The organism is Methylobacterium sp. E-041 (assembly GCF_022829665.1).
Classification (GTDB): Bacteria; Pseudomonadota; Alphaproteobacteria; order Rhizobiales; family Beijerinckiaceae; genus Methylobacterium.
Window position 1 is genome coordinate 141,727 of record NZ_JAKSYQ010000299.1, and the last position, 22,043, is coordinate 163,769.

Consider the following 22,043-nt stretch of genomic DNA (forward strand, 5'->3'; position numbering starts at 1 on the left):
TTATGTCCCGGCGTGGAATTCGGCGACGTGCTCGGCGACGATCGCGTCGAACGAGGCGTCGGCGGTGAAGCCGAGGTCGAGCGCGCGTTCGGTGGCGAAGGCCTCGGGCCAGGTCTCGATGATGCGGGCGACGGCCGGATCGGGCTCGCGGCGGATCAGGGCGACCGCCTTGTCGCCACCGACCTTGCGCAGGGCCTCGATCTCCTCGGCCACGGTGGCCGACACCCCAGGCAGCGTCAGCGCACGCCGCAGCCCGAGGCGGGCGAGGTCGAGCCCGGCCGCGTGCAGCAGGAAGCCGATCGCGGCCGAGGGGCTCGCGAACCAGTGGCGCACGGTCTCGGGCACCGGCAGGATCGCCGGCTGGCCGGCCAGCGGCTCGCGGATGATGCCGGAGAAGAACCCCGACGCCGCCTTGTTCGGCTTGCCCGGGCGCACGCAGATCGTCGGCAGGCGCAAGGCGATGCCGTCGAGGAAGCCGCGGCGGGAATAGTCGGCGAGCAGCAACTCGCCCATCGCCTTCTGGGTGCCGTAGGAGGAGGCCGGCGTGACGATCCAGTCGTCGCCGATCACCGGCGGCAGCGGCGGCCCGAACACCGCGAGCGAGGCGGTGAACACCACCTTCGGCCGGTAGCCGTCGGCCAAGTGCGCGCGGCGGATCGCGTCGAGCAGCAGGCGGGTGCCGTCGAGGTTGACCCGGTAGCCGAGCTCGAGGTTCGCCTCCGCCTCGCCCGAGACCACCGCGGCAAGGTGGAAGACGAGGCCGGGCCGCCCGGCGATGGCGGCGTCGGCCGCGCCCGGCGCGGTGAGGTCGGCGGCCTCGGTTCGGACGTTGCCGGCGAAGCCCGCGGGCGCGTCGGGCTGGACCACGTCGATCAGGGTCAGCGCGTCGAGCGGCGCGCCGCCGACGGCGCCGGACGCGACCAGGGCCTTGGTGAGCCGGCGGCCGATCATGCCGGCGGCGCCGAGGATCAGGGCGTGCATGGGAAGCTCCTTGGTCGGCATGTTCGGCCGCGATCGATCTGCGTTGCCCTACCGGATCCCTCCCCCGCACCCGAGTCGGGCCTGCCCGACTTGGGCACACGGCTTGGGCACACAAGGTGCGGATCTCTGGCAAGCCCGAGATCCGTCGGGGGGAGGGAAGGCGCGACGAGACTTTCGAAGGGGGTCAGGGAAGCGAGAAGCACCCGTATCGCTCACTGCATCAGGGCGAGCGCGCGCAGGAAGAAGTCGCGGCCGCCGAAGTTGCCGGATTTCAGCGCGAGCAGCATCGGATCGCCGCCGGCCGTGCGCAGGACGGGGACGCCGGCGGCGATCTCGGGGCCGAGCTGGAAGGCTTTCAGCCCGAGATGGTCGACCACCGCGCCGGAGGTCTCGCCGCCGGCGACCACGAGCCGGCGGACGCCGCGGGCGACGAGGTCCGCGGCGAGCCGCGCCAGCGCCGCCTCGATCGCCTGGCCGACCGCGGCGCCGCCGTGCCTGGCCTGGAGCGCGCGCACCGCGTCGGGCGCGGCGCTGCTGGCGACGAGGACCGGGCCGGCGGCAAGGCGCTCGGCGGCCCAGGCGATGGCCGTCTCGACCTCGCCGGGGCCGGACAGCAGCCGCTCGGTGTCGAGGCGGAGCACCGGCATGTGATCGGCCGCGGCCTCGATCTGCGCCAGCGTCGCCTGCGAGCAGCTGCCCGCGAGGCACGCGGCGTGGCCGCCGACCGCTTCGCCCGCCACCGCACCGGCGCCGGATGCGCCGTGCCCGTCCGCGACCAGCGCGCGGGCGAGCCCGAGGCCGAGGCCCGAGGCGCCGCAGGAGACGCGGTGCCGCAAGGCGGCGCGGCCGAGGATCTCGAGGTCGGCATCGAAGATCGCGTCGGCGATGGCCGCGCCGTGGCCCTCCTTCGCCAGGGCGTCGAGGCGCGCGGCGACCGCGTCCGGACCGCGCGTCACGGTGGCGATGTCGATCAGCCCGACCGTGCCGGCGCTCTGGCGGGCCAGCACCCGCACGAGGCTCGAATCGCGCATCGGGTTGAGGGGGTGGTCCTTCAGCGGGCTCTCGGCGAGCAGCGTCGCGCCGACGAAGAGGTGACCCTGGTAGACGCTGCGCCCGGTCTCGGGAAAGGCGGGGGTGACGAGCGCGATCGGCTCGGCCGCATCCGCCCTCAGCGCGTCGAGCACCGGGCCGATGTTACCGGCCTCGGTCGAATCGAAGGTCGAGCAGACCTTGAACAGCACGTGGCCGGCACCGCGCCGGCGCAGCCAGGCGTCGGCCTCGCGGGAGCGCGCCACCGCCTCGCGCGGGTCGATCGACCGGCTCTTCAGCGCCACCACCACCGCGTCGACCTCCGGCAGGGCGAGGTCGTCGGCCGGCACGCCGATCGTCTGCACCGTGCGCAGGCCGGCCCTGGTTAGGGTGTTGGCGAGGTCCGAGGCGCCGGTATAGTCGTCGGCGACGCAGCCGAGCGCGAGCGGCAGGCTCATCGCGCATCTCCCCGCCGGCCTTCGCGATAGGGCGCGAACCAGCCGAGGCCCGCGACGGTGCCGGCGGCCGGATTGTACTCGCAGCCGACGAACCCGTCGTAGCCGAGCCGGTCGAGCTCCGCGAAGAGGAAGGCGTCGTCGATCTCGCCGGTGCCGGGCTCGTGTCGCCCCGGCACCGAGGCGGTCTGCACGTGGCCGACGATCGGCATCAGCGCGCGCAGCCGCATCGTCACGTCGCCGTGCAGGATCTGGCAGTGGTAGAGGTCGAACTGCAGCTTCAGGTTCGGCCGCGCGAGGTCGCGGATCAGCGCCGCCGCCGCCCCGAAATCGTTCAGGAAGTAGCCCGGCATGTTGCGGCCGTTGATCGGCTCCAGCACGAGGTCGAGCCCCGCCGCGCCGAGAGCGTCGGCGGTCCAGGCGACGGCGCGGCGGTAGGCGTCGCGCGCGGCCGGATCGTTCGGGTCGGCCAGCCCCGCCATCAGGTGGAGGCGCCCGACGCCGGTGGCCTCGGCGTAGCGCAGAGCGGTCGCGACGCCCTGCTTCAGCTCGTCGAAGCGCTCGGGCAGGGCCGCGAGCCCGCGCTCGCCGGCCTCGAAGTCGCCCGGCGGCAGGTTGAACAGCGCCTGGGTCAGGCCGTGGCGCGCCAGGCGGTCGGCGATGGCGTCGGCCGGATGCGCGTAGGGGAACAGGAACTCGACGGCGCCGAAGCCCTGGTCCGCGGCTGCTGCGAAGCGGTCGAGGAAGGGGAGCTCGGTGAACATCAGGGTGAGGTTGGCGGCAAAGCGCGGCATGGATGGACTTCCTCAGCGCTTCGCGGCCGGCAGGGTCGCGCCCGAGACCTGGGCGTAGAGCCGCGCGACGGAGGCATCGTCGTCGCGGCCCATCCCCGAGCCCGACGCCATCAGGAACATCTGCAGGGCGGCGGCCGCCACCGGCACCGGGTACTTCTCGGCGCGCGCCATGTCCTGCACGATGCCGAGGTCCTTGACGAAGATGTCGACCGCGCTTCTGGGGCTGTAATCGCCGTCGAGGACGTGCGGCATCCGGTTCTCGAACATCCAGGAATTGCCGGCCGACTTCGTGATCACCTCGTAGACGCGGGCGAGGTCGAGGCCCTGCTTGGCGGCGAAGCTCATGGCTTCCGACGCGGCGGCGATGTGCACGCCCGCGAGCAGCTGGTTGATCATCTTGAAGGCCGCGCCCTGGCCGGCTTCATCGCCGAGCTCGTAGAGCGTGCCGGCCATCGCACCGAGCGCCGGGCGCGCCGCGTCGAAGGCGGCGGCCGAGCCGGAGGCGAGGAAGGTCAGAGCCCCGTCGGCGGCGCGCGCCGCGCCCCCGCTCATCGGCGCGTCAAGGTAGTGCCGGCCGGTGGCCTCGAGCCGCGCCGCCAGCCGCCGGGCGACGGCCGGGTCCATGGTCGCCGAGGAGACGAACACCGCGCCCTCCGGCATCGCCGCTGCGGCGCCGGCCTCGCCGAACAGCACGGCCTCGGTCTGGGCGGCGTTGACGACGACGCAGATCACGACGCTCGCGCCCTCCGCCGCTTCGGCCGGGCTCGCCGTGCCGCGCCCGCCGGCCGCCGAGAAGCGGGCGACCGCCTCGGGGTTCACGTCGCAGGCCGCGACCGTGAAGCCGGCCCGCTGCAGCGAGGCCGCCATGCCGAAGCCCATCGAGCCGAGGCCGATCACCGCGGCGTGCCGGGCGGAGGAGGGTGCTGTCATCGGGGATGTCCGGTCGGGGGTCTGCGGAAGGTGCGCCGGTTCAGCGGTTCACGAGGCGCTTGGGCGTCACGAAGGTCGCGACCGAGCCGAGCACCAGCATGGCGGCGAGCGCGTACATGCCGGTGGCGGTGTTGCCGCTGTAGTCCTTCAGGGCGCCGATCACGTAGGGGCTGGCGAAGCCCGCGAGGTTGCCCACCGAGTTGATCAGCGCGATGCCGGCGGCGGCGCCCGCCCCCGACAGGAACGCGGTCGGCATCGACCAGAACAGCGGCGCGCAGGTGAGCACCCCGCCCGCGGCGATCGAGAGCGCCATGATCGCGATCACCGTGCTGCCGGCGGTGGCGGCGACGACGAAGCCGACCGCGCCGCAGAGCGCAGGCACGATCAGGTGCCAGCGGCGCTCGCGCATCCGGTCGGCGCTTCGCCCGAGCAGGATCATCACGAACACCGCGAACAGGAACGGGATCGCGCTGATCAGGCCGATGTTGAGGTTGCCCTGTACGCCGGTGGCTTTCACCAGCGTCGGCATCCAGAAGGTCAGGCCGTACTGGCCCGTGACGAAGCAGAAGTAGATGAAGCTCATGAACCAGACGCGGCCGTTGCGGAACACGGTCGCGATCGAGTGCGGGCTCGTCTCCTTGCCGACGTTGTCGGCGGCGATGTCGCGCTCGATCACCGCCTTCTCGGGGTCGGTCAACCACTTGGCCTCCGAGGCCCGGTTGTCGAGGTAGAAGAACACCGCGATGCCGACCAGCACCGCCGGCACCGCCTCGATCACGAACATCCACTGCCAGCCGGCGAGCCCGTGGGCGCCGTTGAAGGCATCCATGATCCAGCCCGAGAGCGGGTTGCCGAAGATGCCCGAGACGGGGATCGCGGCCATGAACACGGCGATGACCTTGGCCCGGCGATGCGCCGGGAACCAGGCCGTCGTGTAGAGGATCACGCCCGGGTAGAAGCCCGCCTCGGCCAGCCCGAGCAGGAAGCGCATGACGTAGAAGGTCGTGGCGGAGTTCACGAACAGGAACGCACCCGAGATGATCCCCCAGGTCACCATGATCCGGGCGATCCAGATCCGCGCGCCGACCCGGTGGAGGATCACGTTCGAGGGCACCTCGAACAGGAAGTAGCCGACGAAGAACACGCCCGCGCCGAAGCCGTAGACCGTCTCGCTGAAGCCGAGGTCCTGGGACATCTGCAGCTTGGCGAAGCCGACGTTGACCCGGTCGAGGTAGGCGACGACGTAGCAGAGCATCAGGAACGGCACGAGGCGCCAGAACACCTTGGTATAGGTCTGCTCGACGAAGGCCTTCGATGGCACGGCGCTGCCCGGCAGCACGGCGGCTGGTGAACTCATGGCGTCCTCCGTCGCCGACGTCTTGGCGTGCCGGCGTTCTGCTTGGTTCCGCACCGTTTCCCGGCGCTTGAAACCTGCCTATCTCAGTTTGGCAGCGCTGCCAATCAGCTTGCGGGTGACAGCGATGCTCGATATGTCGCTGAGCGCATCGCCACGCGAAGGGCCTCCATGAACCTGCATCGGCGCCTCGTGACGCTGGCGGACGTCGCCCGGGAATCGGGTTTCGGCGAGAGCACGGTCTCGCGGGTGCTGCGCAACCAGGGCTCGTTCTCGAAGCGCACCGCAGACCGGGTGGCCGCGGCCGTGGCCGAGCTCGGCTACGTGCCGAACCGGCTGGCCGGGTCGCTCGCGGGCAACGCGGCGTCGGCCGGCTCGCAGCTCGTCGGCATCGTGATCCCGTCGCTCGCCAACATCGTCTTCCCCGACCTGCTGCGCGGGCTGACGGGGGCGCTCGACCGCACCGGCTTCCAGAGCGTGATCGGCGTCTCCGACTACGATCCCGACCGCGAGGAGGCGCTGGTCGGCGCGCTGCTGTCGTGGCGCCCGGCCGGCCTCGTCGTCACCGGGGTGGAGCACAATCCCGGCACCGTGGCGCTCCTGCGCGCCGCCGGAATCCGCGTGGTCGAGATGATCGACACCGACGGGCCGGGCCTCGACCTCGTCGTCGGCTTCTCCAACCGGGCGGTCGGCGAGGCGAGCGCCGCGCACCTGCTCGGGCGCGGCTACCGCCGCATCGGCTATGTCGGCCACGACATTCTTCGCGACCTTCGGGCGGGGAAGCGGCTCGCGGGATTCGAGGCGGCCCTGCAAGGCGCGGGGCACGGGCTGATCGACCGTGAGGTGGTCGCCGAGCCGTCCTCCGCGGCGGCCGGGCGGGCGGCGCTGGACCGGCTGCTCGACCGCACGCCGGACCTCGACGCCGTGTACTTCTCCAACGACGACATGGCGCTCGGCGGCTACTTCTGCTGCCTGGCGCGCGGCTGGTCGATCCCGCACCGGCTCGCGCTGTTCGGCTACAACGGCCTCGACATCACCGCGGCGATGCCGCAGCCGCTCTCGACCATCCGCACGCCGCGACTGCGGATCGGCGCGGTCGCCGCCGAGCGCCTGGCGGCCGGCGGCCCGGCCGAGACGATCGACCTCGGCTTCGAGCTGGTGGCGGGCGCGACCGCATAGGAGATCGGGCTTGAGGAACCGAACATGAGCGAATCCACCCTGCGCGAAAGCATCTGCCGCTACGGGCGCTCGCTGTTCGAGCGCGGGCTGACGCCAGGCTCCTCGGGCAACATCTCCCTTCGGCTCGATGACGGCGGCTGGCTGGTGACCCCGACCAACGCCTCGCTCGGCTTCCTCGACCCGGCCCGGATCTCGCGTCTCGACGCGACGGGACGGGTGGTCTCTGGCGACACGCCGACGAAGGAGATCCCGCTCCACACCGCGCTCTACGAGAGCCGCGCCGAGGCGCGCGCCATCGTCCACCTGCACTCGACGCACGCGGTCGCGGTGTCGATGCTGCCGGAGATCGACCCGAAGGCGGTGCTGCCGCCGCTGACGCCGTACTACCTAATGCGCACCGGCGGCACGGCGCTGGTCCCGTACTACCGCCCCGGCGACCCGGGCGTCGCCGACGCGATCCGGGGCCTGGCGGGGAAGTACAGTTCGGTGCTGCTCGCCAACCACGGCCCGGTCGTCGCCGGCGCGAGCCTGGAGGCCGCGGTCTTCGCCACCGAGGAGCTCGAGGAGACGGCCAAGCTCTACCTGCTCCTGCGCAACCTCAACCCGCGCCATCTCAGCCCCGCCCAGGTCGCCGACCTCGTCCAGCATTTCGGGCTGACGTTGCCGGAGCACGAGGGGGAGGGACACGGATGCTCCTGACGCGGCGCGGCGCCGGTCCTGACGCGACCATACCTTCAGGCGCTGCGAGCCCGATCGGGATGGGCCGTGACGAGGCGTCCGACCTCGTCGCGCTCGACCAGCCACACGGTGCGGATCCAGGGTTCGCGTCCCGACGGCGTCGCGATCGGACCGATGCAGGCGATCACCCGCCGATCCGGCGATGTCGGCGTGACCATGCGAACGGATGCTTGCAGGGCCTGCAGAAACAGCGCATCCGCGAATTCGGTCGTCCGCTCGCGGTTGAGTCCGAAGCCGAGGAAGAAGCGTGCCTTCGATCCGCCTTGCGGATGATCGGGATTGAGAAGGTATCTGGCGATCTTGTCGCCCGGAATGGCAAGGTTCTGCGGGAGCGACGATCCGCTCATCGCAGAGCGGTCGGCGTCGCATGCGTCAGGATCGTTGCCGGCACGGTGGCCAGCGCGCCGTCCGGCTCCGAGAACTCGACGATGCAATCCGGGCTGTCGGTCCAGACGCCGACGACGGTTCCTGCACGCCCCGCCGGGATCGTCTCGCCGTCATGCGAGCGGGCCGGCTCGAGCAGCACCACGGTATCGAGGTCCCGGAAGCCGGGCTCGTCCTTGCGCAGCAGATAAACGACCTCGACGGACATGACGGAAGCATATGGTGGGGCGCACCGTTCGTCCACGCCCGACGGTGCTGCCCGCTAGCACGCGGGCGAAAACCTCAATCCTTCGCCAGCATCGACCGCCCGATCGAGAACACCCGGCCGTCGCCGAGGAGATGCGCCGTGAACCCCGCCGAGAACAGCGGCTCGAACGCCGCGTCGCGGACGTTGAGGCCGCCGGCATAGGCCCCGAAGGCCGGCATCACCAGGCGGGTGCCGTCGGTGACGAAGCAGCGGCGGCGCACCGCGCGTCCGCGCATCGCGACCTTGCCGCACGGGTGGAGGTGGCCGGCGATCTCGCCCGGCGCCGCGCCCGGGGTCGGCTCGTGGCGGAGGGTGAGGCCGCCGAGCGTCATCACCTCGGCGTAGCGACCGCCGACGCCCTCGCTCACGGCGGCGTCGTGGTTGCCGGCGATCCAGACCCAGTCGCGGCCCTGCTGCAGGGCGGCGACCATCGCCCGGTCGCCGGGCTCCATCCGCTCGGGGCCGCGGGAATCGTGGAAGCTGTCGCCGAGCGCCACGATGCAGGCCGGGTCGAAGCGCGCCACCGCCTCGTGCAGGCAGGCCAGCGTCTCGCGGGTGTCGTAGGGCGGCAGGAACTGGCCGGTGCGGGCGGCGTAGGCCGAGCCCTTCTCGAGGTGGAGGTCGGAGACGATCAGCGTGCGGTGATCGGCCAGCCACAGGCCGCCGCACCGGTCGAGGGTGAGGGTCTCGCCGGACAGCTGCAGGCCGGGGGATTTTTGAGTCTTCTCGAGTCTCAGGCCGAGCGCCAAGATGGTGTCCTCGTCGGTAGGGGAGGGCGGCGTCACCCCAGCGCCTCCTCGAGAAGCTGGGCCTCGGCCTCGGCCAGGATCTCGTCGGCGCCCTCGCCGTAGACCCGTTCGCGCCCGATCTCCAGCATCACGGAGACCGAGAGCGGCGAGACCCGGTCGAGGGCCTTGTGGGTGATTCGCCCCTGGATGCGCTCCAACATCATGCCGAGCCGCCTCACGTCGAGGAGTCCGGTTGCCGCATCCTGGCGCGCGGCGCGCATCAGCAGGTGGTCGGGCTGGTGCTTGCGCAGCACGTCGTAGATCAGGTCGGTGGAGATCGTGACCTGCCGGCCGGTCTTCTTCATGCCGGGATGGCGGCGCTCGATCAGCCCGGCGATGACCGCGCATTGGCGGAAGGTGCGCTTCATCATCGAGGATTCGTCGAGCCAGGCGTCGAGGTCGTCGCCGAGCATGTCCTGGGCGAACAGGTCTTCGAGGAAGGCGGGATCCCGGGCGATCCGCTCGGACAGGTCGCGGGTCATGAAGATCGCGATGCCGTAATCGTTGGCGGCGAAGCCCAGCGGGCGCAGGCCGGCCCGCTCCAGCCGCCGGGTCAGCAGCATGCCGAGCGTCTGGTGCGCGAGCCGGCCCTCGAACGGGAACGCCGTGAGGTAGTAGCGCCCGGCCCGCGGGAAGGTCTCGACCAGGAGGTCGCGCTCGCCCGGCAGCAGCGAGCGGCTGCGCTGGAGGAGCAGGTAGTCGGCGACCTGGCGCGGCAGCCGGTCCCACTCGAACGGGTCGGCGATGATCGCGCGGACGCGGGCGGCGAGGTAGGTCGAGAGCGGGAACTTCGAGCCGGCATAGGACGGGATCGCCGGGTCGGTCCCTGGCCCGGCGCGCGTGGCCATCGCCTCGTCCTCGGCCAGGCCCTCGAAGCGCAGCACCTCGCCGGCGAACAGGAAGGTGTCGCCCGGCGTCAGCGTGTCGGCGAAGTCCTCCTCGATCTCGCCGAGCACCCGGCCGGTCTTCGGCAGCACGGTGTTGGGCTTGCCCCGCATCGCGCGCGCGAGGCGGACCTTCACCTTCGCCGCCTCGACGATGGTGCCGATGTTCATCCGGTACTGCTGGGCGACGCGCGCGTCGCGCACCCGCCACAGCCCGTCCGGCCCGCGCAGGATCTTGGCGAAGCGCTCGTAGGCGCGCAGCGCGTAGCCGCCGGTGGCGACGTAGTCGACGACCGCCTCGAAATCCTCCCAGGACAAGGTGGCGTAGGGGGCGGCCGAGATCACCTCGTCGTAGAGCGCCACCGGGTCGAACGCGTCGGCGCAGGCCATGCCGAGCACGTGCTGGGCGAGCACGTCCGGCGCGCCGAGGCGGGCGTCGGGCGTGTCCTGCGCCGCCTCCTCGACCGCGTCGAGCGCCGCTTGGCATTCCAGAATCTCGAAGCGGTTGCCGGGGACGAGGTAGGCCTTCGACGGCTCGTCCATGCGGTGGTTGGCGCGCCCGATCCGCTGCATGATCCGGCTCGCCCCCTTCGGCGCGCCGACGTTGACCACGAGGTCGACGTCGCCCCAATCGATGCCGAGGTCCAGCGTCGCGGTGCAGACGATCGCCCGGAGCGAGCCCGCCGCCATCGCCGCCTCGACCCGGCGGCGCTGGGTGGCGTCGAGGGAGCCGTGGTGGAGCGCGATCGGGAGCACGTCGTCGTTGAGCCGCCACAGCTCCTGGAAGGTGTACTCCGCCTGGAGCCGGGTGTTGACGAAGACCAGCACCGTGCGGTGCGCCCGGATCAGGTCGTAGATCGCCGGCATGGAATGCCACGCGGTGTGCCCGGCGAGCGGCAAGGTCTTGCCGGTGTCGAGCAGGTGCAGGTCGGGTGCCGCGCCGCCGGCGACGACGACGAGGTCGGCCATGCGTGGACCTTCCCCTCCCCCCCCTGCGGGGGCGGGTGGGACTCGCGTGAGCGAGGGTCGGGAGAGGGGAGCGACATTTCCGGAAGCGGCGCTCCCCTCTCCCGACCCGCTTCGCGGGCCACCCTCCCCCGCAGGGGGGGGAGGGAAGGCGGCGTTCTGCGGCACGAGGTACTTCCGCAGCTCGTCCGGCTCGCGCACCGTCGCCGACAGCCCGATCGCGGTGAGGCCGGGGCTGAGGCGGTGCAGGCGGGCGAGCGCCAGGGACAGCAGGTCGCCGCGCTTCGAGGTGACGAGGGCGTGGAGCTCGTCGAGGACGACGCAGCGCAGCCCGGAGAAGAACTCGGTCGCCTCGCGGTGGGCGATGAGCAGGGCGAGCTGCTCGGGCGTGGTCAGCAGGATGTCCGGCGGCCGCTCGATCTGGCGGGTGCGCTTGTGCGACGGGGTGTCGCCGGTGCGGGTCTCGATCCGCAGCGACAGGCCGATGCCCTCCACCGGCGCGTCGAGGTTGCGGGCGATGTCGACGGCGAGCGCCTTCAGCGGCGAGATGTAGAGCGTGTGGAGCCGGCGCTCGGAGGGCTTCGCCCGGCTCTGCGACAGCGCGACCAGGCTCGGCAGGAAGCCGGCGAGCGTCTTGCCGGCGCCGGTCGGGGCGACGAGCAGCGCCGAGCGGCCGGCGCCCGCGATGCGCAGCAGGTCGAGCTGGTGCGGCCGCGGGGCCCAGCCGCGCGCGGCGAACCAGGCGGCGAAGGCCGGCGGCAGGGCGCTCGGGTCGGCCGCCGCGCGCCGGCTCAGGCGAGCGCCATCAGGAAGCGGTCGATCAGCTCCAGCGCCCGCTCCGTCATCGCGCCGGGATAGCGGATGAAGACGTGGCAGCCGCCGGGATAGACCGCCGTGTGGCCGCCGTTGCCCGCCGCCGCCCAGCGGGCGGACATGTAGAGCGTGTCGTCGAGCAGCGGGTCGCAGGTCCCGACGGTAAACAGGGCCGGCGGCAGGCCCTTGAGGTCGGCGTAGATCGGCGACACGTCCGGCCGGCGCCGGTCGATGCCGTTGCGGACGTAGCCGTCGGCGAAGGCGGTGAGGTCGGTGGTGTTGCACACGAGGCGCTCGTCGCCCCAGTTGCGCACCGACGGGGTCAGCCCGAGGTCGAAGAAGCCGGCGTTGAGGTTCGCGCCGCGGAAGGCGCGCGGAAGCCGGTGCTTGTCGCGCAGGCGCAGCAGCACCATCACCGCGAGGTGCGCCCCGACCGATTCGCCACCGATGGTCAGCGCCGAGATGCCGAACTCGGCCTTGCCCGGGCCGGCGAGCCAGAGCGCCGCCGCCTCGCAATCGAGGAGCGCCGCCGGGTAGGGATGCTCGGGGGCGAGGCGGTACTCGACCGAGAGGCAGACGAAGCCGCAGGTGTCGGCGATCCGCTCGAGCCACGGGTCCTGCTCGTCGGCCGAGCCCCAGACCCAGCCGCCGCGGTGGATGTGCAGGTAGGCGCCGCGCAGCTTCACGCCGGCCCGGGGGCGGATCACCCGCAGGTTCAGCGGGCCGCCGGGGCCGTCGATCGTCATGGTCTCGGCGCGGGCGCTGCGCGGCATCGCGGGCGAGGCGGGCGTGCCGGCGCGGCGCCGCGCGCGCACCTCGGCGATGGGCAGCGACCACGGGTCGGCCTGCGCCGCGTGCGCCGCGACGATCTCGGCGTTAAGGCGCTTGGTGTCCGGATCGATCGTCGCCGGGTCGAACAGGGCGTGGTCGATCATGGGGCGTTTCGTCTCGTCTCTTGGGGCTGCGCGGGGCGAGGCGTCACGGCATCCGCGAATTCCGAACCCATCTTGGCGCGCGAGCGCCGCATTGCCATCTCGGTTCGGCCGGCGAAACCGCCTAACGCCCGAACCACGATCCGGTTTCGCGCCCGGTGTGGTGCATCCGTCACGGTTCCGCCGGCTTCGGACGGTTGGAAGACCTTCATCCCGCTAAGGAATGTCGATGATCGTCGAGCACGACCCGCGCCGCCCAGGCCAGAACTATTCGGGAGACCCCTACCAGGGACCGCCGCCGGGCTATCGCGCTTCGGCCCTGCGCCGCTTCCTCGGCGGCTCGCCGGCCGGCGTGTTCCTACGGCTGCTGTTCCTCTCGGTCCTGGTCGGCGCCTTCATGGCGATGCTCGGGCTGACCCCGGCGCGGCTGTTCTGGCAGATCTACGACGCGGCCCGCGCGCTGATCGATCTCGGCCTCGCCACCTTCCACGATTTCGGCGGCTGGATCCTGGCCGGCGCGGTGGTGGTGGTGCCGCTGTGGCTCATCTCGCGGCTGTTCGCGGTCTCGCGGTAGGCTAGTCTCCACCGCGACCCGGAGGCCGCGTGATCCCAATCGAGCCCATCACCGGCCGGCGCGTGCTCGCGCTCGCCCTGCCGATGACGATCGCCAACGTCACCACGCCGATGCTCGGCTTCGTCGGCGCCACGGTGATCGGGCGGCTCGGCGACGCCGCGCTGCTCGGGGCGATCGCCCTCGGCGCCGTGATCTTCGACGCGCTGTTCTGGTCGTTCGGCGCGCTGCGCATGGCGACCGCCGGCCTCACCGCGCAGGCGGTCGGCGCCCGAGACGGCGCCGAGGTCGACCGGACCTTGGCGCGCGCCCTCGCGGCGGCCCTCGTCGCCGGCCTCGCCCTGGTCGTCCTGCAAGGACCGATCGCGGCCGCCGCCTTCCGGATCACCGGCGCGAGCCCCGCGGTGATCGCGGGGCTCGCGACCTACATCCACATCCGCATCCTCTCGGCGCCGTTCGCGCTGGCGAACTACGCCGTGCTCGGCTCGGTGCTCGGGCGCGGCCGCACCGATCTCGGCTTGCTGCTGCAGGTGGCGATCAACCTGGTGAACATCGGCCTGACGCTCGCGCTGGTCCTCGGCCTCGACCTCGGCCTGTCCGGCGCCGCCCTCGCCACCGTGATCGCGGAGGCGGCCGGCCTCGCCCTCGGCCTCGCGATCCTGGTCCGCCTCGGCTCGAAGCCCTGGCGGGTGCCGTGGTCCGAGGTCCGCGATCCCGTCGCGCTGCGGCGCACGCTCGCGGTCAACGGCGACGTGATCGTGCGGACGCTGGCGCTCGTGTCGGGCATCGTCCTGTTCTCGGCGCTCGGCGCACGCCAGGGCGACGCGGTGCTGGCGGCCAACGCGGTGCTGTGGAATCTGTTTCTGATCGGCGGGTTCTTCCTCGACGGCTTCGCCACCGCCGCCGAGGCCCTGTGCGGGCAGGCGGTCGGCGGGCGCGACGCCGGCGGGTTCCGCAAGGCGTCGGCGCTGTCGCTCGGCTGGTGCCTCGGCTTCGGCCTCGGCGTCAGCCTGCTGGCGCTCGTCGGCGGCCACGCCTTCATCGACTTCGTCACCACGAGCGAGCCGGTGCGCGCGGTCGCGCGGCGCTACCTGCCGCTGGCCGCCGCCGCCCCCTTCGTCGCGGCGCTGCCCTTCGCCTACGACGGCATCTACATCGGCGCGACCTGGACGCGGGCGATGCGCAACCTGATGCTGGCCGCGCTCGCCGCCTATTGCGCCGCCCTCGTGCTCGTGCAGGGCCTGAATCTCGGCAATGCCGGCCTGTGGCTGGCCTTCCTCGCCTTCCTCGGGGCGCGCGGCATCGGGCAGGCGCTGGCCTATCCTGGGCTCGCCCGGCGGACGTTCCTCCCGGGCCGCGCCTGAGCGGCCCGCCTCAGCGCGGGTCCTTCCAGGTGGTCGGCGCGGACCCGGCCGGCGGCACCGCCTCGACCCGGCGCTGCACGCTGCGCCGGGCCGGCGCCTCCGCGCGCCGCTGCCGGACGAGGCGGGCGCGCCGCATCCGCGGGCGCCGCGCCCGCTCGCTCGAGGAGCCGACGACGCCCCCGATCACCGCCCCCGCCACCGCCCCGATCGGGCCGGCGACGAGCGCGCCGGCGACCGCGCCGGAACCGACGCCGACCACCGTGTTGCTGGCGGCCGAGGCCGGCCCCGGCAGGGCGAGGCCCGCCGTCAGCATCAGCCCGAAAAGTGCGTGTCGCAGCATGGTCTTGACCTTCGATCGGTGGCGTTTCCCCAGCCCTTGGCCGCGGAACGTGACCAAAGCGGGGCCCGGCCGTTGCACGAACGACACGGCGTCGGCGGTTTCGATTGCGCCGGAATCTCCGGGTTTCGGCGCCGCGGCCCCTGGTCAGGCGAGTGCGTTGCGGTAGGGTCGCGCGATTTTATCCGGGGTCCCAGCCGAATGTCCGATCTCCGCCTCCGCCGCAGCGTCCTCTACATGCCGGGCTCGAACCAGCGTGCGCTCGACAAGGCGAAGACCCTGCCGGCCGACTGCCTGATCCTCGACCTCGAGGACGCGGTCTCGATGGAGGAGAAGGATCTCGCCCGCGATCAGGTCTGCGCCGCGGTCAAGAGCCGTGCGTACGGCGACCGCGAGCTGATCATCCGCGTCAACGCCCCCCAGACGCCGTGGGGCGAGAAGGACCTGCGCGCGGCGATCGAGGCGCGGCCGGACGCGATCCTGATGCCGAAGGTGTCCTCGCCGGCCGTGCTCGAGAGCATCGCCGACCACCTCGAGGCCCTCGACGCGCCGGACGACATCGCGGTCTGGGCGATGATCGAGACGCCGGCCGCGATCCTGAACATCCAGGACATCGCCCGGGCCAGCCGCGACCGGCGCACCCGGCTCACCTGCTTCGTGCTCGGCACCAACGACCTGGCCAAGGACACCTGGGCCCAGCTCGTGCCCGGCCGCGTGCCGATGCTGCCGTGGATGATGTTCACCCTCGCCGCGGCCCGCGCGTCCGGTCTGACGATCCTCGACGGCGTGTGGAACGACATCGGCGACGTCGAGGGCTGCCGCGCCGAGTGCCGTCAGGCGCGCGACCTCGGCTTCGACGGCAAGACGCTGATCCACCCCAACCAGCTGGAGCCGGCCAACACCTCCTTCGCCCCGACCGAGGAGGAGGTCCGCCGTGCCCGCCTCGTGCTCGAGGCCTTCGACCGGCCCGAGAACGCCAAGCGCGCGGCGATCAAGGTCGAGAACCGCATGTACGAGCGCCAGCACGTCGGCATGGCCAAGCGCGCGGTGACGTGGTCGGAGGCGATCAAGGCCAAGGGGCAGTGAGGGGACGGGCGGCCGACGAATGGCCGCTTTCGGGAAGCGCCGATCCGCGTGAAACGCGCAACGCGCACCACACGCCGTAGCCATCTCCGACGCTGCGGCAACGCGAAGGGTCAAGCTCATGCTGAGCGCGATCTCTCGACCACTGGCGGCCGCTCTCGCGGGAAGCGCCCTGCATGGAACCGTAGCGCTCGCGCAGCCAGCCGAGTGCGGCAAACTTCAAGAGATGCTCGAGGAACGCAGGGCGTTCGTGGCGGCGGTAAATGCCGGTTCGAAGTCGGCGATCACGAAGACGCCTGAGGCGACCTGCGCACTGTTCGGTGATCTGCAGCGGAATGGCGCCATTGCGATCGCCTGGATCGAAACGCATCGGGCGTGGTGCGCGATTCCCGACGCGTTTGCCGAACGCTTCAAGGCCGATCAGATGAAGACCCTCGCGATCGGCGATCGGGCGTGCGGCCTCGTTCGCCCCGCGCCTCTGCAGATCGATCCGCTGCCGGCTCATCCGAGAGGATGACGGCGCCGATCGTGGCAATCGTCGTGTTCGCTTCGGGGAAAGAGCTAGAGCATTCCAGGGCGAGGTTGCTTCCGGTTCGCGTGCAGAAAACGCGACCGCCCAAATGGAGCCATTCCCGTGATCCAGGGATCACGGACATCGCTCGGGAGTTCGATATTCCTCCCGCGATGAGGTCTCCCCTTCCTGGCTCGTGACAACGTCCTGGGCTGTTCCGGCATCAAATCGCGACCGGTCAGCCCGATGCCGTGCAGTGGAACGCCACCGTCTCGTAGGGGTAGGCCACGCTGTCGTGCCCGGCGAGGTCCGGCGTGGCGGCGATCAGCCCCCGTATCTCGGCGGCGACGGCCGCCTGCTCGCCCGGGGGCAGGGCGGCGATGAAGCTGACCGAGAGCGCACGGCCGACGATCACGTCCTCCGGCGGTCCGACGTGCCGGTGCGGCAGGCGCCGCTCGTGCAGGGGGCCGAAGCCCGGGCCGGGGAACACCGCGCGCCAGTTTTGCGTGCGGTAGCGCGGGGTGTCGTCCTCGTAGGCGTCGACGATCCGCGTCAGCGCCGCGACCCAGGGCACGGATTCGTCGCGCACGTTCCAGACCAGCCCGAGCGTGCCGCCGGGGCGGAGCACGCGGCGGATCTCGGCGAGCGCCGCCGGGGTGGAAAACCAGTGGAAGGACTGCGCGCAGACGACCGCGTCGACCGAACCGTCCGCGAGGGGGATGGCCTCCGCATGCCCTGGATGGGCCGCGACATCGGGATTTCGCGCGGCGAGCCGTGCCAGCATCTCCGGCACCGGCTCGACGGCGACGACGCGCGCCCCGGTGGCGGAGAGGCGCGGGGTGAACTTTCCGGTGCCCGCGCCGAGGTCGAGCACGGTGCGGCCGGGGCCGAGCCGCAGGTCGTCGCGCAGCCAGCCGTCGAGGGCGGGCGGATAGTCCGGGCGGCCGCTGACGTAGGTGTCGGCCTGGGCGGCATAGCCGGCCGCGGCCGACCGGTGGATCGTGTCCATCCCGAGCCCTCGCTTCCCTCGAACGCTGCCCCACGGGTTCGCCGCCCCGCAGGCAGGCGTCAAGCCGGGTCGGCCGCCGCGGCGGCGACCAGGGCCGTGCCGTCCCCGGTCAACGCGTAGTGCGCCCGGCCCGACCGGGCGTCGCGCCGGCCCACCGCGAGGAGCCCGGCTTCCTCCAGGGCGGTGACGGCGCGCAGCGCGTGGGCGTGGGCGACGTCGAGGGCTTTGGCGAGGCCGCGGCTGTCGGCGGCCAGGCCGCCCTGTGCCGCCGCCAGCAGCACGGCCTCGATCGATCCGAGATCCGGCCGCCGGCGGGCGATCGCGTCGACCAGCGCGAGGAACGCGGCGTCGTCGGCCTCGCTCAAGCCGCCGCGGCCGCTTCCGCGCGCCCGCGCACCGTGACCAGCACCGACTTCGAGGTCGGCGTGTCGCTCTCGGCGCCGAAGGTCGAGAGCGGCACCAGCACGTTGAGTTCGGGATAGTAGCCGGCCAGGCTCCCGCGCGGCATGTCGAACGGCACCAGCCGGAAATCCTCGGCGATGCGCGACGTGCCGTCCGCATGCAGGCCGACCACGTCGACCCGCTCGCCGAAGCTTTCACGCAGGGTCGCGAGGTCGTCCGGGTGGCAGAAGATCACCCGGCGCTCGCCGTAGACGCCGCGGTAGCGGTCGTCGAGGCCGTAGATCGTGGTGTTGTACTGGTCGTGGCTGCGGAAGGTCTGCAGCACGAAGGTGTTCTCGGCCGCCGAGGCCACCTGGTGCTCGGTCGCCTCGGGGAGCGCGTCGGCGGAGAAGTTGGCGTGGCCGGTGGCGGTCTCGAACACCCGCTCGGCGGCGAGATTGCGCAGCATGAAGCCGCGCGGGCGCCGCACCCGGACATTGTAGCCGGTAAATCCCGGGATCGTGCGCTCGATCCGGTCGCGGATGCGGTCGTAATCCTCGGCCATTTCCGCCCAGTCGATCCGGCCCGAGCCGACGGTGGCCGCGGCCATGCCGGCGATGATCGCGATCTCCGAGCGCAGCTCCTTCGAGGCCGGCTTGTTGATGCCGCCCGAGCCGTGGACCATGCTCATCGAATCCTCGACGGTCACGATCTGAGTCTTGCCGGCGGCGTTCCGGTCGATCTCGGTGCGCCCGAGGCAGGGCAGCACGTAGGCGACCCGGCCCGGCACCAGGTGCGAGTGGTTCAGCTTCGTCGCGATGTGGACGGTCAGCTCGCACGAGGCCAGCGCCTTGGCCACCAGAGCCGTGTCCGGCGTGGCGCGGGCGAAGTTGCCGCCGAGGCCGATGAAGGCCTTGGCGCTGCCGTCGAGCATCGCGCCGATGGCGGCCAGCACGTTGTGCCCGTGCCGGCGCGGGGCTGCGAAGCCGAACTCGCGCTCGAGCGCGTCGAGCAGGGCGGCCGGGGGCTTCTCGTTGATGCCGACCGTGCGGTCGCCCTGCACGTTCGAGTGGCCGCGCACCGGGCACAGGCCCGCGCCGGGCCGCCCGATGTTGCCGCGCAGGAACATCAGGTTGGCGATCTCGCGCACCGTCGCCACCGAGTGGCGATGCTGGGTCACGCCCATCGCCCAGGTGGCGATCGACTTCGACGAGGCGACGTAGATCGCCGCCACCTCCTCGAGCACGGCGCGGGCGAGGCCCGACTGGTCCTCGATCGCGTCCCAAGTGGTCGCGTCGACCGCGGCGCGGTAGGCGGCGAGGCCTTCGGTGTGGCTGTTGAGGAAGGCGCGGTCGAGCACCGAGGGGCGGCCGGCGGCGAGCGCCGCGTCGTCGGCGGAAAACACCGCCTTGGCGATGCCGCGGAAGGCGGCCATGTCGCCGCCGAGCCGCGGCTGCAGGTAGTGGCTGGCGATCGGCCGGCTCGCGCCGCGCAGCATCTCGACGGTGTTCTGCGGGTCGGCGAAGCGCTCCAGGCCGCGCTCGCGCACGGGGTTGAACACGACGACCTTGGTGCCGCGCTCGGCGGCCTTGCGCAGGTCGGCCAGCATGCGCGGGTGGTTGGTGCCGGGGTTCTGCCCGACGACGAAGATCGCGTCGGCCTTCTCGAAATCCTCCAGGAGCACCGTGCCCTTGCCGATGCCGATGGCCTGGCCGAGCCCGATGCCGCTGGCCTCGTGGCACATGTTCGAGCAGTCGGGGAAGTTGTTGGTGCCGTAGGCGCGGGCGAACAGCTGGTACAGGTAGGCGGCCTCGTTCGAGGCGCGGCCGGAGGTGTAGAACTCGGCCTGGTCCGGGTGGTCGAGGCCGCGCAGCGTCGCGCCGATCTCGGCGAAGGCCGCGTCCCACGTCACCGCGACGTAGCGGTCGCTCGCGGAATCGTAGCGCATCGGATGGGTGAGGCGGCCCTCGCCTTCGAGGGCGTAGTCGCTCCAGCCGCGCAGCTCGGTCACGGTGTGGCGCGCGAAGAACTTCGGCGGCGTGCGCTTGTCGGTGGCCTCCCACGACACCGCCTTCACGCCGTTCTCGCAGAACTCGAACGACGAGCCGTGCTCCGGGTCGCCCCAGGCGCAGCCGGGGCAGTCGAACCCGTCGGGCTGGTTCGCCTTGAGCAAGGCGCGGGCGCCCGAGAGCGGGGAGCGGCTGCCGAGGAGATGCTTGCCGCAGCTCTTCAGCGCGCCCCAGCCGCCTGCGGCCGAGGAGCGCTTGGGCGTGGCGACGGGGTCGGTCATGACGGGGCCTGAATCGGGTTTCGCGCGTGGCGATCACGCACTTGCGAGATAAGAGACCGCGTGGGTGCTTCTCAATCGTGCCCCGGCGCACCCCCCTCATGCGTCCGGCACGCGCGCATTTTTAACGGTTCTCGTTTCCGGACACGGCGAAGGGTCGGTCGATGCAGGCACGGGTTCGGATCGTCGCGGCGCTGGCGGCCGGCTGCGCGGTCGCGATCGCGATGATGGCGCACGACCGGGCCCGGGATGCCGCCTGGGCCGTCACGGCGAGCCAGATCGCCGACGCGCGGGCGCACGGCAAGCCGGGGGTGGAGATCGCACCCGGCCGCTTCGTCGCGGAACCGCTCCCGAGCGAGGGGGCCGCGCTGCTGCCGGTGAAGTGGGGTCTGATCGGCGCCGTCGTCGCCGGCGCGGTGCTGGTCGGGACGCGGCGGCGTGCGTGAGCGGGCGGCAAGCGCTTCCGTGACTGCAAACGAAGCCGCGCCCTCCCTCCCCCCCTCTGCGGGGGAGGGAAGGGCGCCGGTCTAAGCCGCCTTGGACAACGCCGTCGCGTCGCGCCCGACGATCTCGGCCAGGCTTGCCAGCCCCTCAGCCCGCATCCGCTCGAGCAGGCCGCGCTTGATCGTGGAGACGAGGCCGGGGCCTTCGTAGACCAGCGCCGAGTAGAGCTGCAGCAGGCTCGCGCCGGCGCGGATCTTGGTCCAGGCGGCCTCGGCCGAGTCGATGCCGCCGACGCCGACCAGGGGCAGCCTGTCGCCGACGCGCCGGTAGGTCTCGGCCAGCATCCGCGTCGAGGGCGCGAAGAGCGGACGGCCGGACAGGCCGCCGGCCTCCCCCGAGAGCTTCGTCTCGGTGAGCGAGGCCGGCCGCGCGATCGTGGTGTTCGAGACCACGAGCGCCTGAACCCCGCGGCGGATCGCGGTCGCGCAGATCGCATCGAGCGCGTCCAGCGTGATGTCTGGGGCGATCTTCAGGAGGATCGCGGCCTTCGTGCCGTTCCGGGCTGCGGCCGCGTCGCGGGTCGCGACCACGCGGGCGAGCAGGTCGTCGAGGAAGGCCTCGCCCTGGAGGTCGCGCAGGCCCGGGGTGTTGGGCGACGACACGTTGACGGTGACGAAGTCGACCAGCGGCGCCAGCCGCCCGGTGCAGGCGACGTAGTCGGCGAGCCGGTCGGTCGCGTCCTTGTTGGCGCCGATGTTGACGCCGACGATCCCCGGCCGCCCGGCCCGCGCCCGCAGGCGCTCGGCGACGACGTCGAGGCCGGCGCTGTTGAGCCCGAAACGGTTGATCACCGCCCGGTCGCCGGGAAGCCGGAACACCCGCGGGCGCGGGTTGCCGGGCTGGGGCTTCGGCACCACGCCGCCGACCTCGACGAAGCCGAAACCCAGGCCGAGCAGGGCGTCGGCCGCCTGCGCGCCCTTGTCGAAACCCGCCGCGAGCCCGACCGGATTCGGAAACCTTCGGCCGAACACCTCGACCGCGAGCCGTGCATCGTCGGCCGGCGGCGTGCGGGCCGGCAGCAGGGTCAGCGCGCGAACGGTGAGGTTGTGTGCGTGCTCCGCGTCGAGGCCGTGGAGGGCCGGGCGAAGCAGCGGGAACAGGGCGCCGATCATGCCGGCATCTCCGCGGGCAGCGCGGGCACGCCGTCGGGGCCGAGCGGCAGCGCGCTCACGCTGCGTACCGCGTCGAGGGGCAGGTCGCCGTAGAGGTGCGGGAACAGATCGCCGCCGCGGGAGGGCTCGAACCGCAGCGCGGGGCCGAGCGCCTCCGCCTCGACGGCGACGAGCACGAGGTCGTTCTGTCCGGAAAAGTGCCGCCGCGCGGTCTCCGCGAGCTGCGCGGCTGTGGAAAAGTGGATGAAACCGTCGGCCCGGTCGATCCCGGCGCCGGTGAACCGGCCGAGGCCCTCCGCGTCCCGCCAAAGCGTCTCGGGACAGATCTTGTAGATCAGCGTCATCGCGGCACCCGGTCTCCGATGCGCCGTCGATAGGGTGCCGGGCCGCCTCCTGGCAACCGTTTCGGG

General features: G+C 72.3%; 23 protein-coding genes. 7 read left to right on the forward strand and 16 right to left on the reverse strand.

Annotated elements, in window-relative coordinates; all coding sequences use genetic code 11:
• The 5 genes from denD to MKK70_RS28745 all read right to left on the reverse strand — a co-directional run bounded on the left by denD (position 1) and on the right by MKK70_RS28745 (position 5,546).
• Positions 1-981, reverse strand: a complete 981-nt coding sequence (denD, locus tag MKK70_RS28725) for a D-erythronate dehydrogenase (RefSeq protein ID WP_243951401.1) — start codon at positions 979-981, stop codon at positions 1-3.
• Between the two features lie 212 nt (positions 982-1,193).
• Positions 1,194-2,462, reverse strand: a complete 1,269-nt coding sequence (gene otnK, locus MKK70_RS28730; protein ID WP_243951501.1) for a 3-oxo-tetronate kinase — start codon at positions 2,460-2,462, stop codon at positions 1,194-1,196.
• A gap of 2 nt (positions 2,463-2,464) precedes the next feature.
• Positions 2,465-3,259: a 2-oxo-tetronate isomerase gene (otnI, locus tag MKK70_RS28735; protein WP_243933220.1), complete on the reverse strand. Its 795-nt coding sequence runs from the start codon at positions 3,257-3,259 to the stop codon at positions 2,465-2,467.
• Between the two features lie 12 nt (positions 3,260-3,271).
• Entirely contained in the window at positions 3,272-4,189 is a 918-nt protein-coding gene (gene ltnD, locus MKK70_RS28740; protein WP_243951403.1) for an L-threonate dehydrogenase, read from the reverse strand.
• Between the two features lie 40 nt (positions 4,190-4,229).
• Positions 4,230-5,546, reverse strand: coding sequence for an MFS transporter (locus tag MKK70_RS28745; protein ID WP_243951405.1), 1,317 nt, complete (start codon positions 5,544-5,546; stop codon positions 4,230-4,232).
• Positions 5,547-5,714: 168 nt separating this feature from the next.
• Between MKK70_RS28745 and MKK70_RS28750 the strand changes: the two genes are divergently transcribed.
• Complete coding sequence (locus MKK70_RS28750; RefSeq protein ID WP_243951407.1) at positions 5,715-6,722, forward strand: LacI family DNA-binding transcriptional regulator; 1,008 nt, start codon at positions 5,715-5,717, stop codon at positions 6,720-6,722.
• Between the two features lie 24 nt (positions 6,723-6,746).
• A complete protein-coding gene (locus MKK70_RS28755) occupies positions 6,747-7,421 on the forward strand; it encodes an aldolase (RefSeq protein ID WP_147728300.1) in 675 nt (224 codons plus the stop codon).
• A gap of 35 nt (positions 7,422-7,456) precedes the next feature.
• On the opposite strand, the gene MKK70_RS28760 is transcribed toward MKK70_RS28755, so the two are convergent.
• From MKK70_RS28760 to MKK70_RS28780, 5 genes are all read right to left on the reverse strand, one after another.
• Complete coding sequence (locus tag MKK70_RS28760; RefSeq protein ID WP_243951409.1) at positions 7,457-7,807, reverse strand: DUF6883 domain-containing protein; 351 nt, start codon at positions 7,805-7,807, stop codon at positions 7,457-7,459.
• Complete coding sequence (locus MKK70_RS28765) at positions 7,804-8,052, reverse strand: DUF4926 domain-containing protein (RefSeq protein WP_147728298.1); 249 nt, start codon at positions 8,050-8,052, stop codon at positions 7,804-7,806. The genes MKK70_RS28760 and MKK70_RS28765 overlap by 4 nt, the downstream gene beginning before the upstream one ends.
• Positions 8,053-8,126: 74 nt before the next feature.
• The gene (gene pdeM / locus MKK70_RS28770) at positions 8,127-8,840 is read right to left on the reverse strand and encodes a ligase-associated DNA damage response endonuclease PdeM (RefSeq protein WP_147859558.1); all 714 of its coding nucleotides are present in this window, start codon (positions 8,838-8,840) and stop codon (positions 8,127-8,129) included.
• A gap of 32 nt (positions 8,841-8,872) precedes the next feature.
• Positions 8,873-11,524 (reverse strand): ligase-associated DNA damage response DEXH box helicase, encoded by a 2,652-nt coding sequence (locus tag MKK70_RS28775; RefSeq protein WP_243951503.1) that lies wholly within the window; start codon positions 11,522-11,524, stop codon positions 8,873-8,875.
• Entirely contained in the window at positions 11,521-12,477 is a 957-nt protein-coding gene (locus MKK70_RS28780; protein WP_147859546.1) for an alpha/beta hydrolase, read from the reverse strand. Before MKK70_RS28780 ends, MKK70_RS28775 begins: the two co-directional genes overlap by 4 nt.
• 226 nt (positions 12,478-12,703) lie before the next feature.
• On the opposite strand from MKK70_RS28780, the gene MKK70_RS28785 reads away from it, so the two are divergent.
• Complete coding sequence (locus MKK70_RS28785) at positions 12,704-13,048, forward strand: DUF6460 domain-containing protein (protein ID WP_147844799.1); 345 nt, start codon at positions 12,704-12,706, stop codon at positions 13,046-13,048.
• 83 nt (positions 13,049-13,131) lie between these two features.
• Positions 13,132-14,409 carry an MATE family efflux transporter gene (locus tag MKK70_RS28790; RefSeq protein WP_243951504.1) on the forward strand — a complete coding sequence of 426 codons (1,278 nt, stop codon included), beginning with the start codon at positions 13,132-13,134 and terminating at the stop codon, positions 14,407-14,409.
• A gap of 10 nt (positions 14,410-14,419) precedes the next feature.
• On the opposite strand, the gene MKK70_RS28795 is transcribed toward MKK70_RS28790, so the two are convergent.
• Entirely contained in the window at positions 14,420-14,749 is a 330-nt protein-coding gene (locus MKK70_RS28795; RefSeq protein WP_243933247.1) for a hypothetical protein, read from the reverse strand.
• Between the two features lie 198 nt (positions 14,750-14,947).
• On the opposite strand from MKK70_RS28795, the gene MKK70_RS28800 reads away from it, so the two are divergent.
• Positions 14,948-15,832: an HpcH/HpaI aldolase/citrate lyase family protein gene (locus tag MKK70_RS28800; RefSeq protein WP_147729473.1), complete on the forward strand. Its 885-nt coding sequence runs from the start codon at positions 14,948-14,950 to the stop codon at positions 15,830-15,832.
• A 118-nt stretch (positions 15,833-15,950) separates the two neighbouring features.
• Positions 15,951-16,346: a hypothetical protein gene (locus MKK70_RS28805; protein WP_243951411.1), complete on the forward strand. Its 396-nt coding sequence runs from the start codon at positions 15,951-15,953 to the stop codon at positions 16,344-16,346.
• 232 nt (positions 16,347-16,578) lie between these two features.
• On the opposite strand, the gene MKK70_RS28810 is transcribed toward MKK70_RS28805, so the two are convergent.
• Genes MKK70_RS28810 through MKK70_RS28820 form a run of 3 tightly spaced genes read right to left on the reverse strand, consistent with a single transcriptional unit; the run spans position 16,579 to position 20,020 of the window.
• Entirely contained in the window at positions 16,579-17,349 is a 771-nt protein-coding gene (locus MKK70_RS28810; protein WP_243951413.1) for a class I SAM-dependent methyltransferase, read from the reverse strand.
• 59 nt (positions 17,350-17,408) lie between these two features.
• Positions 17,409-17,714 (reverse strand): hypothetical protein, encoded by a 306-nt coding sequence (locus MKK70_RS28815; protein WP_147860222.1) that lies wholly within the window; start codon positions 17,712-17,714, stop codon positions 17,409-17,411.
• Positions 17,711-20,020 (reverse strand): FdhF/YdeP family oxidoreductase, encoded by a 2,310-nt coding sequence (locus tag MKK70_RS28820; RefSeq protein ID WP_243951415.1) that lies wholly within the window; start codon positions 20,018-20,020, stop codon positions 17,711-17,713. The genes MKK70_RS28815 and MKK70_RS28820 overlap by 4 nt, the downstream gene beginning before the upstream one ends.
• A 161-nt stretch (positions 20,021-20,181) precedes the next feature.
• Here MKK70_RS28820 and MKK70_RS28825 point away from each other — a divergent pair, with 161 nt between their 5' ends.
• Entirely contained in the window at positions 20,182-20,463 is a 282-nt protein-coding gene (locus MKK70_RS28825) for a hypothetical protein (protein WP_147843450.1), read from the forward strand.
• An 81-nt stretch (positions 20,464-20,544) separates the two neighbouring features.
• On the opposite strand, the gene MKK70_RS28830 is transcribed toward MKK70_RS28825, so the two are convergent.
• Both MKK70_RS28830 and MKK70_RS28835 read right to left on the reverse strand, forming a co-directional pair.
• Positions 20,545-21,633, reverse strand: coding sequence for a quinone-dependent dihydroorotate dehydrogenase (locus MKK70_RS28830; RefSeq protein WP_243951417.1), 1,089 nt, complete (start codon positions 21,631-21,633; stop codon positions 20,545-20,547).
• A complete protein-coding gene (locus tag MKK70_RS28835) occupies positions 21,630-21,977 on the reverse strand; it encodes a DUF952 domain-containing protein (RefSeq protein WP_243951419.1) in 348 nt (115 codons plus the stop codon). The genes MKK70_RS28830 and MKK70_RS28835 overlap by 4 nt, the downstream gene beginning before the upstream one ends.
• Positions 21,978-22,043 lie beyond the last annotated feature (66 nt).

Bases quoted from the DNA above. Each gene is read 5' to 3' on its own strand.
- MKK70_RS28790 (WP_243951504.1), top strand. From the start codon at position 13,132: ATGACGATCGCCAACGTCACCACGCCGATGCTCGGCTTCGTCGGCGCC.
- MKK70_RS28795 (WP_243933247.1), bottom strand. From the start codon at position 14,749: ATGCTGCGACACGCACTTTTCGGGCTGATGCTGACGGCGGGCCTCGCC.
- MKK70_RS28780 (WP_147859546.1), bottom strand. From the start codon at position 12,477: ATGATCGACCACGCCCTGTTCGACCCGGCGACGATCGATCCGGACACC.
- MKK70_RS28825 (WP_147843450.1), top strand. From the start codon at position 20,182: ATGCAGGCACGGGTTCGGATCGTCGCGGCGCTGGCGGCCGGCTGCGCG.
- MKK70_RS28760 (WP_243951409.1), bottom strand. From the start codon at position 7,807: ATGAGCGGATCGTCGCTCCCGCAGAACCTTGCCATTCCGGGCGACAAG.
- MKK70_RS28810 (WP_243951413.1), bottom strand. From the start codon at position 17,349: ATGGACACGATCCACCGGTCGGCCGCGGCCGGCTATGCCGCCCAGGCC.
- ltnD (WP_243951403.1), bottom strand. From the start codon at position 4,189: ATGACAGCACCCTCCTCCGCCCGGCACGCCGCGGTGATCGGCCTCGGC.
- otnI (WP_243933220.1), bottom strand. From the start codon at position 3,259: ATGCCGCGCTTTGCCGCCAACCTCACCCTGATGTTCACCGAGCTCCCC.
- MKK70_RS28765 (WP_147728298.1), bottom strand. From the start codon at position 8,052: ATGTCCGTCGAGGTCGTTTATCTGCTGCGCAAGGACGAGCCCGGCTTC.
- denD (WP_243951401.1), bottom strand. From the start codon at position 981: ATGCACGCCCTGATCCTCGGCGCCGCCGGCATGATCGGCCGCCGGCTC.
- MKK70_RS28805 (WP_243951411.1), top strand. From the start codon at position 15,951: ATGCTGAGCGCGATCTCTCGACCACTGGCGGCCGCTCTCGCGGGAAGC.
- MKK70_RS28800 (WP_147729473.1), top strand. From the start codon at position 14,948: ATGTCCGATCTCCGCCTCCGCCGCAGCGTCCTCTACATGCCGGGCTCG.
- MKK70_RS28835 (WP_243951419.1), bottom strand. From the start codon at position 21,977: ATGACGCTGATCTACAAGATCTGTCCCGAGACGCTTTGGCGGGACGCG.
- MKK70_RS28755 (WP_147728300.1), top strand. From the start codon at position 6,747: ATGAGCGAATCCACCCTGCGCGAAAGCATCTGCCGCTACGGGCGCTCG.
- MKK70_RS28830 (WP_243951417.1), bottom strand. From the start codon at position 21,633: ATGATCGGCGCCCTGTTCCCGCTGCTTCGCCCGGCCCTCCACGGCCTC.
- MKK70_RS28820 (WP_243951415.1), bottom strand. From the start codon at position 20,020: ATGACCGACCCCGTCGCCACGCCCAAGCGCTCCTCGGCCGCAGGCGGC.
- MKK70_RS28750 (WP_243951407.1), top strand. From the start codon at position 5,715: ATGAACCTGCATCGGCGCCTCGTGACGCTGGCGGACGTCGCCCGGGAA.
- MKK70_RS28745 (WP_243951405.1), bottom strand. From the start codon at position 5,546: ATGAGTTCACCAGCCGCCGTGCTGCCGGGCAGCGCCGTGCCATCGAAG.
- MKK70_RS28785 (WP_147844799.1), top strand. From the start codon at position 12,704: ATGATCGTCGAGCACGACCCGCGCCGCCCAGGCCAGAACTATTCGGGA.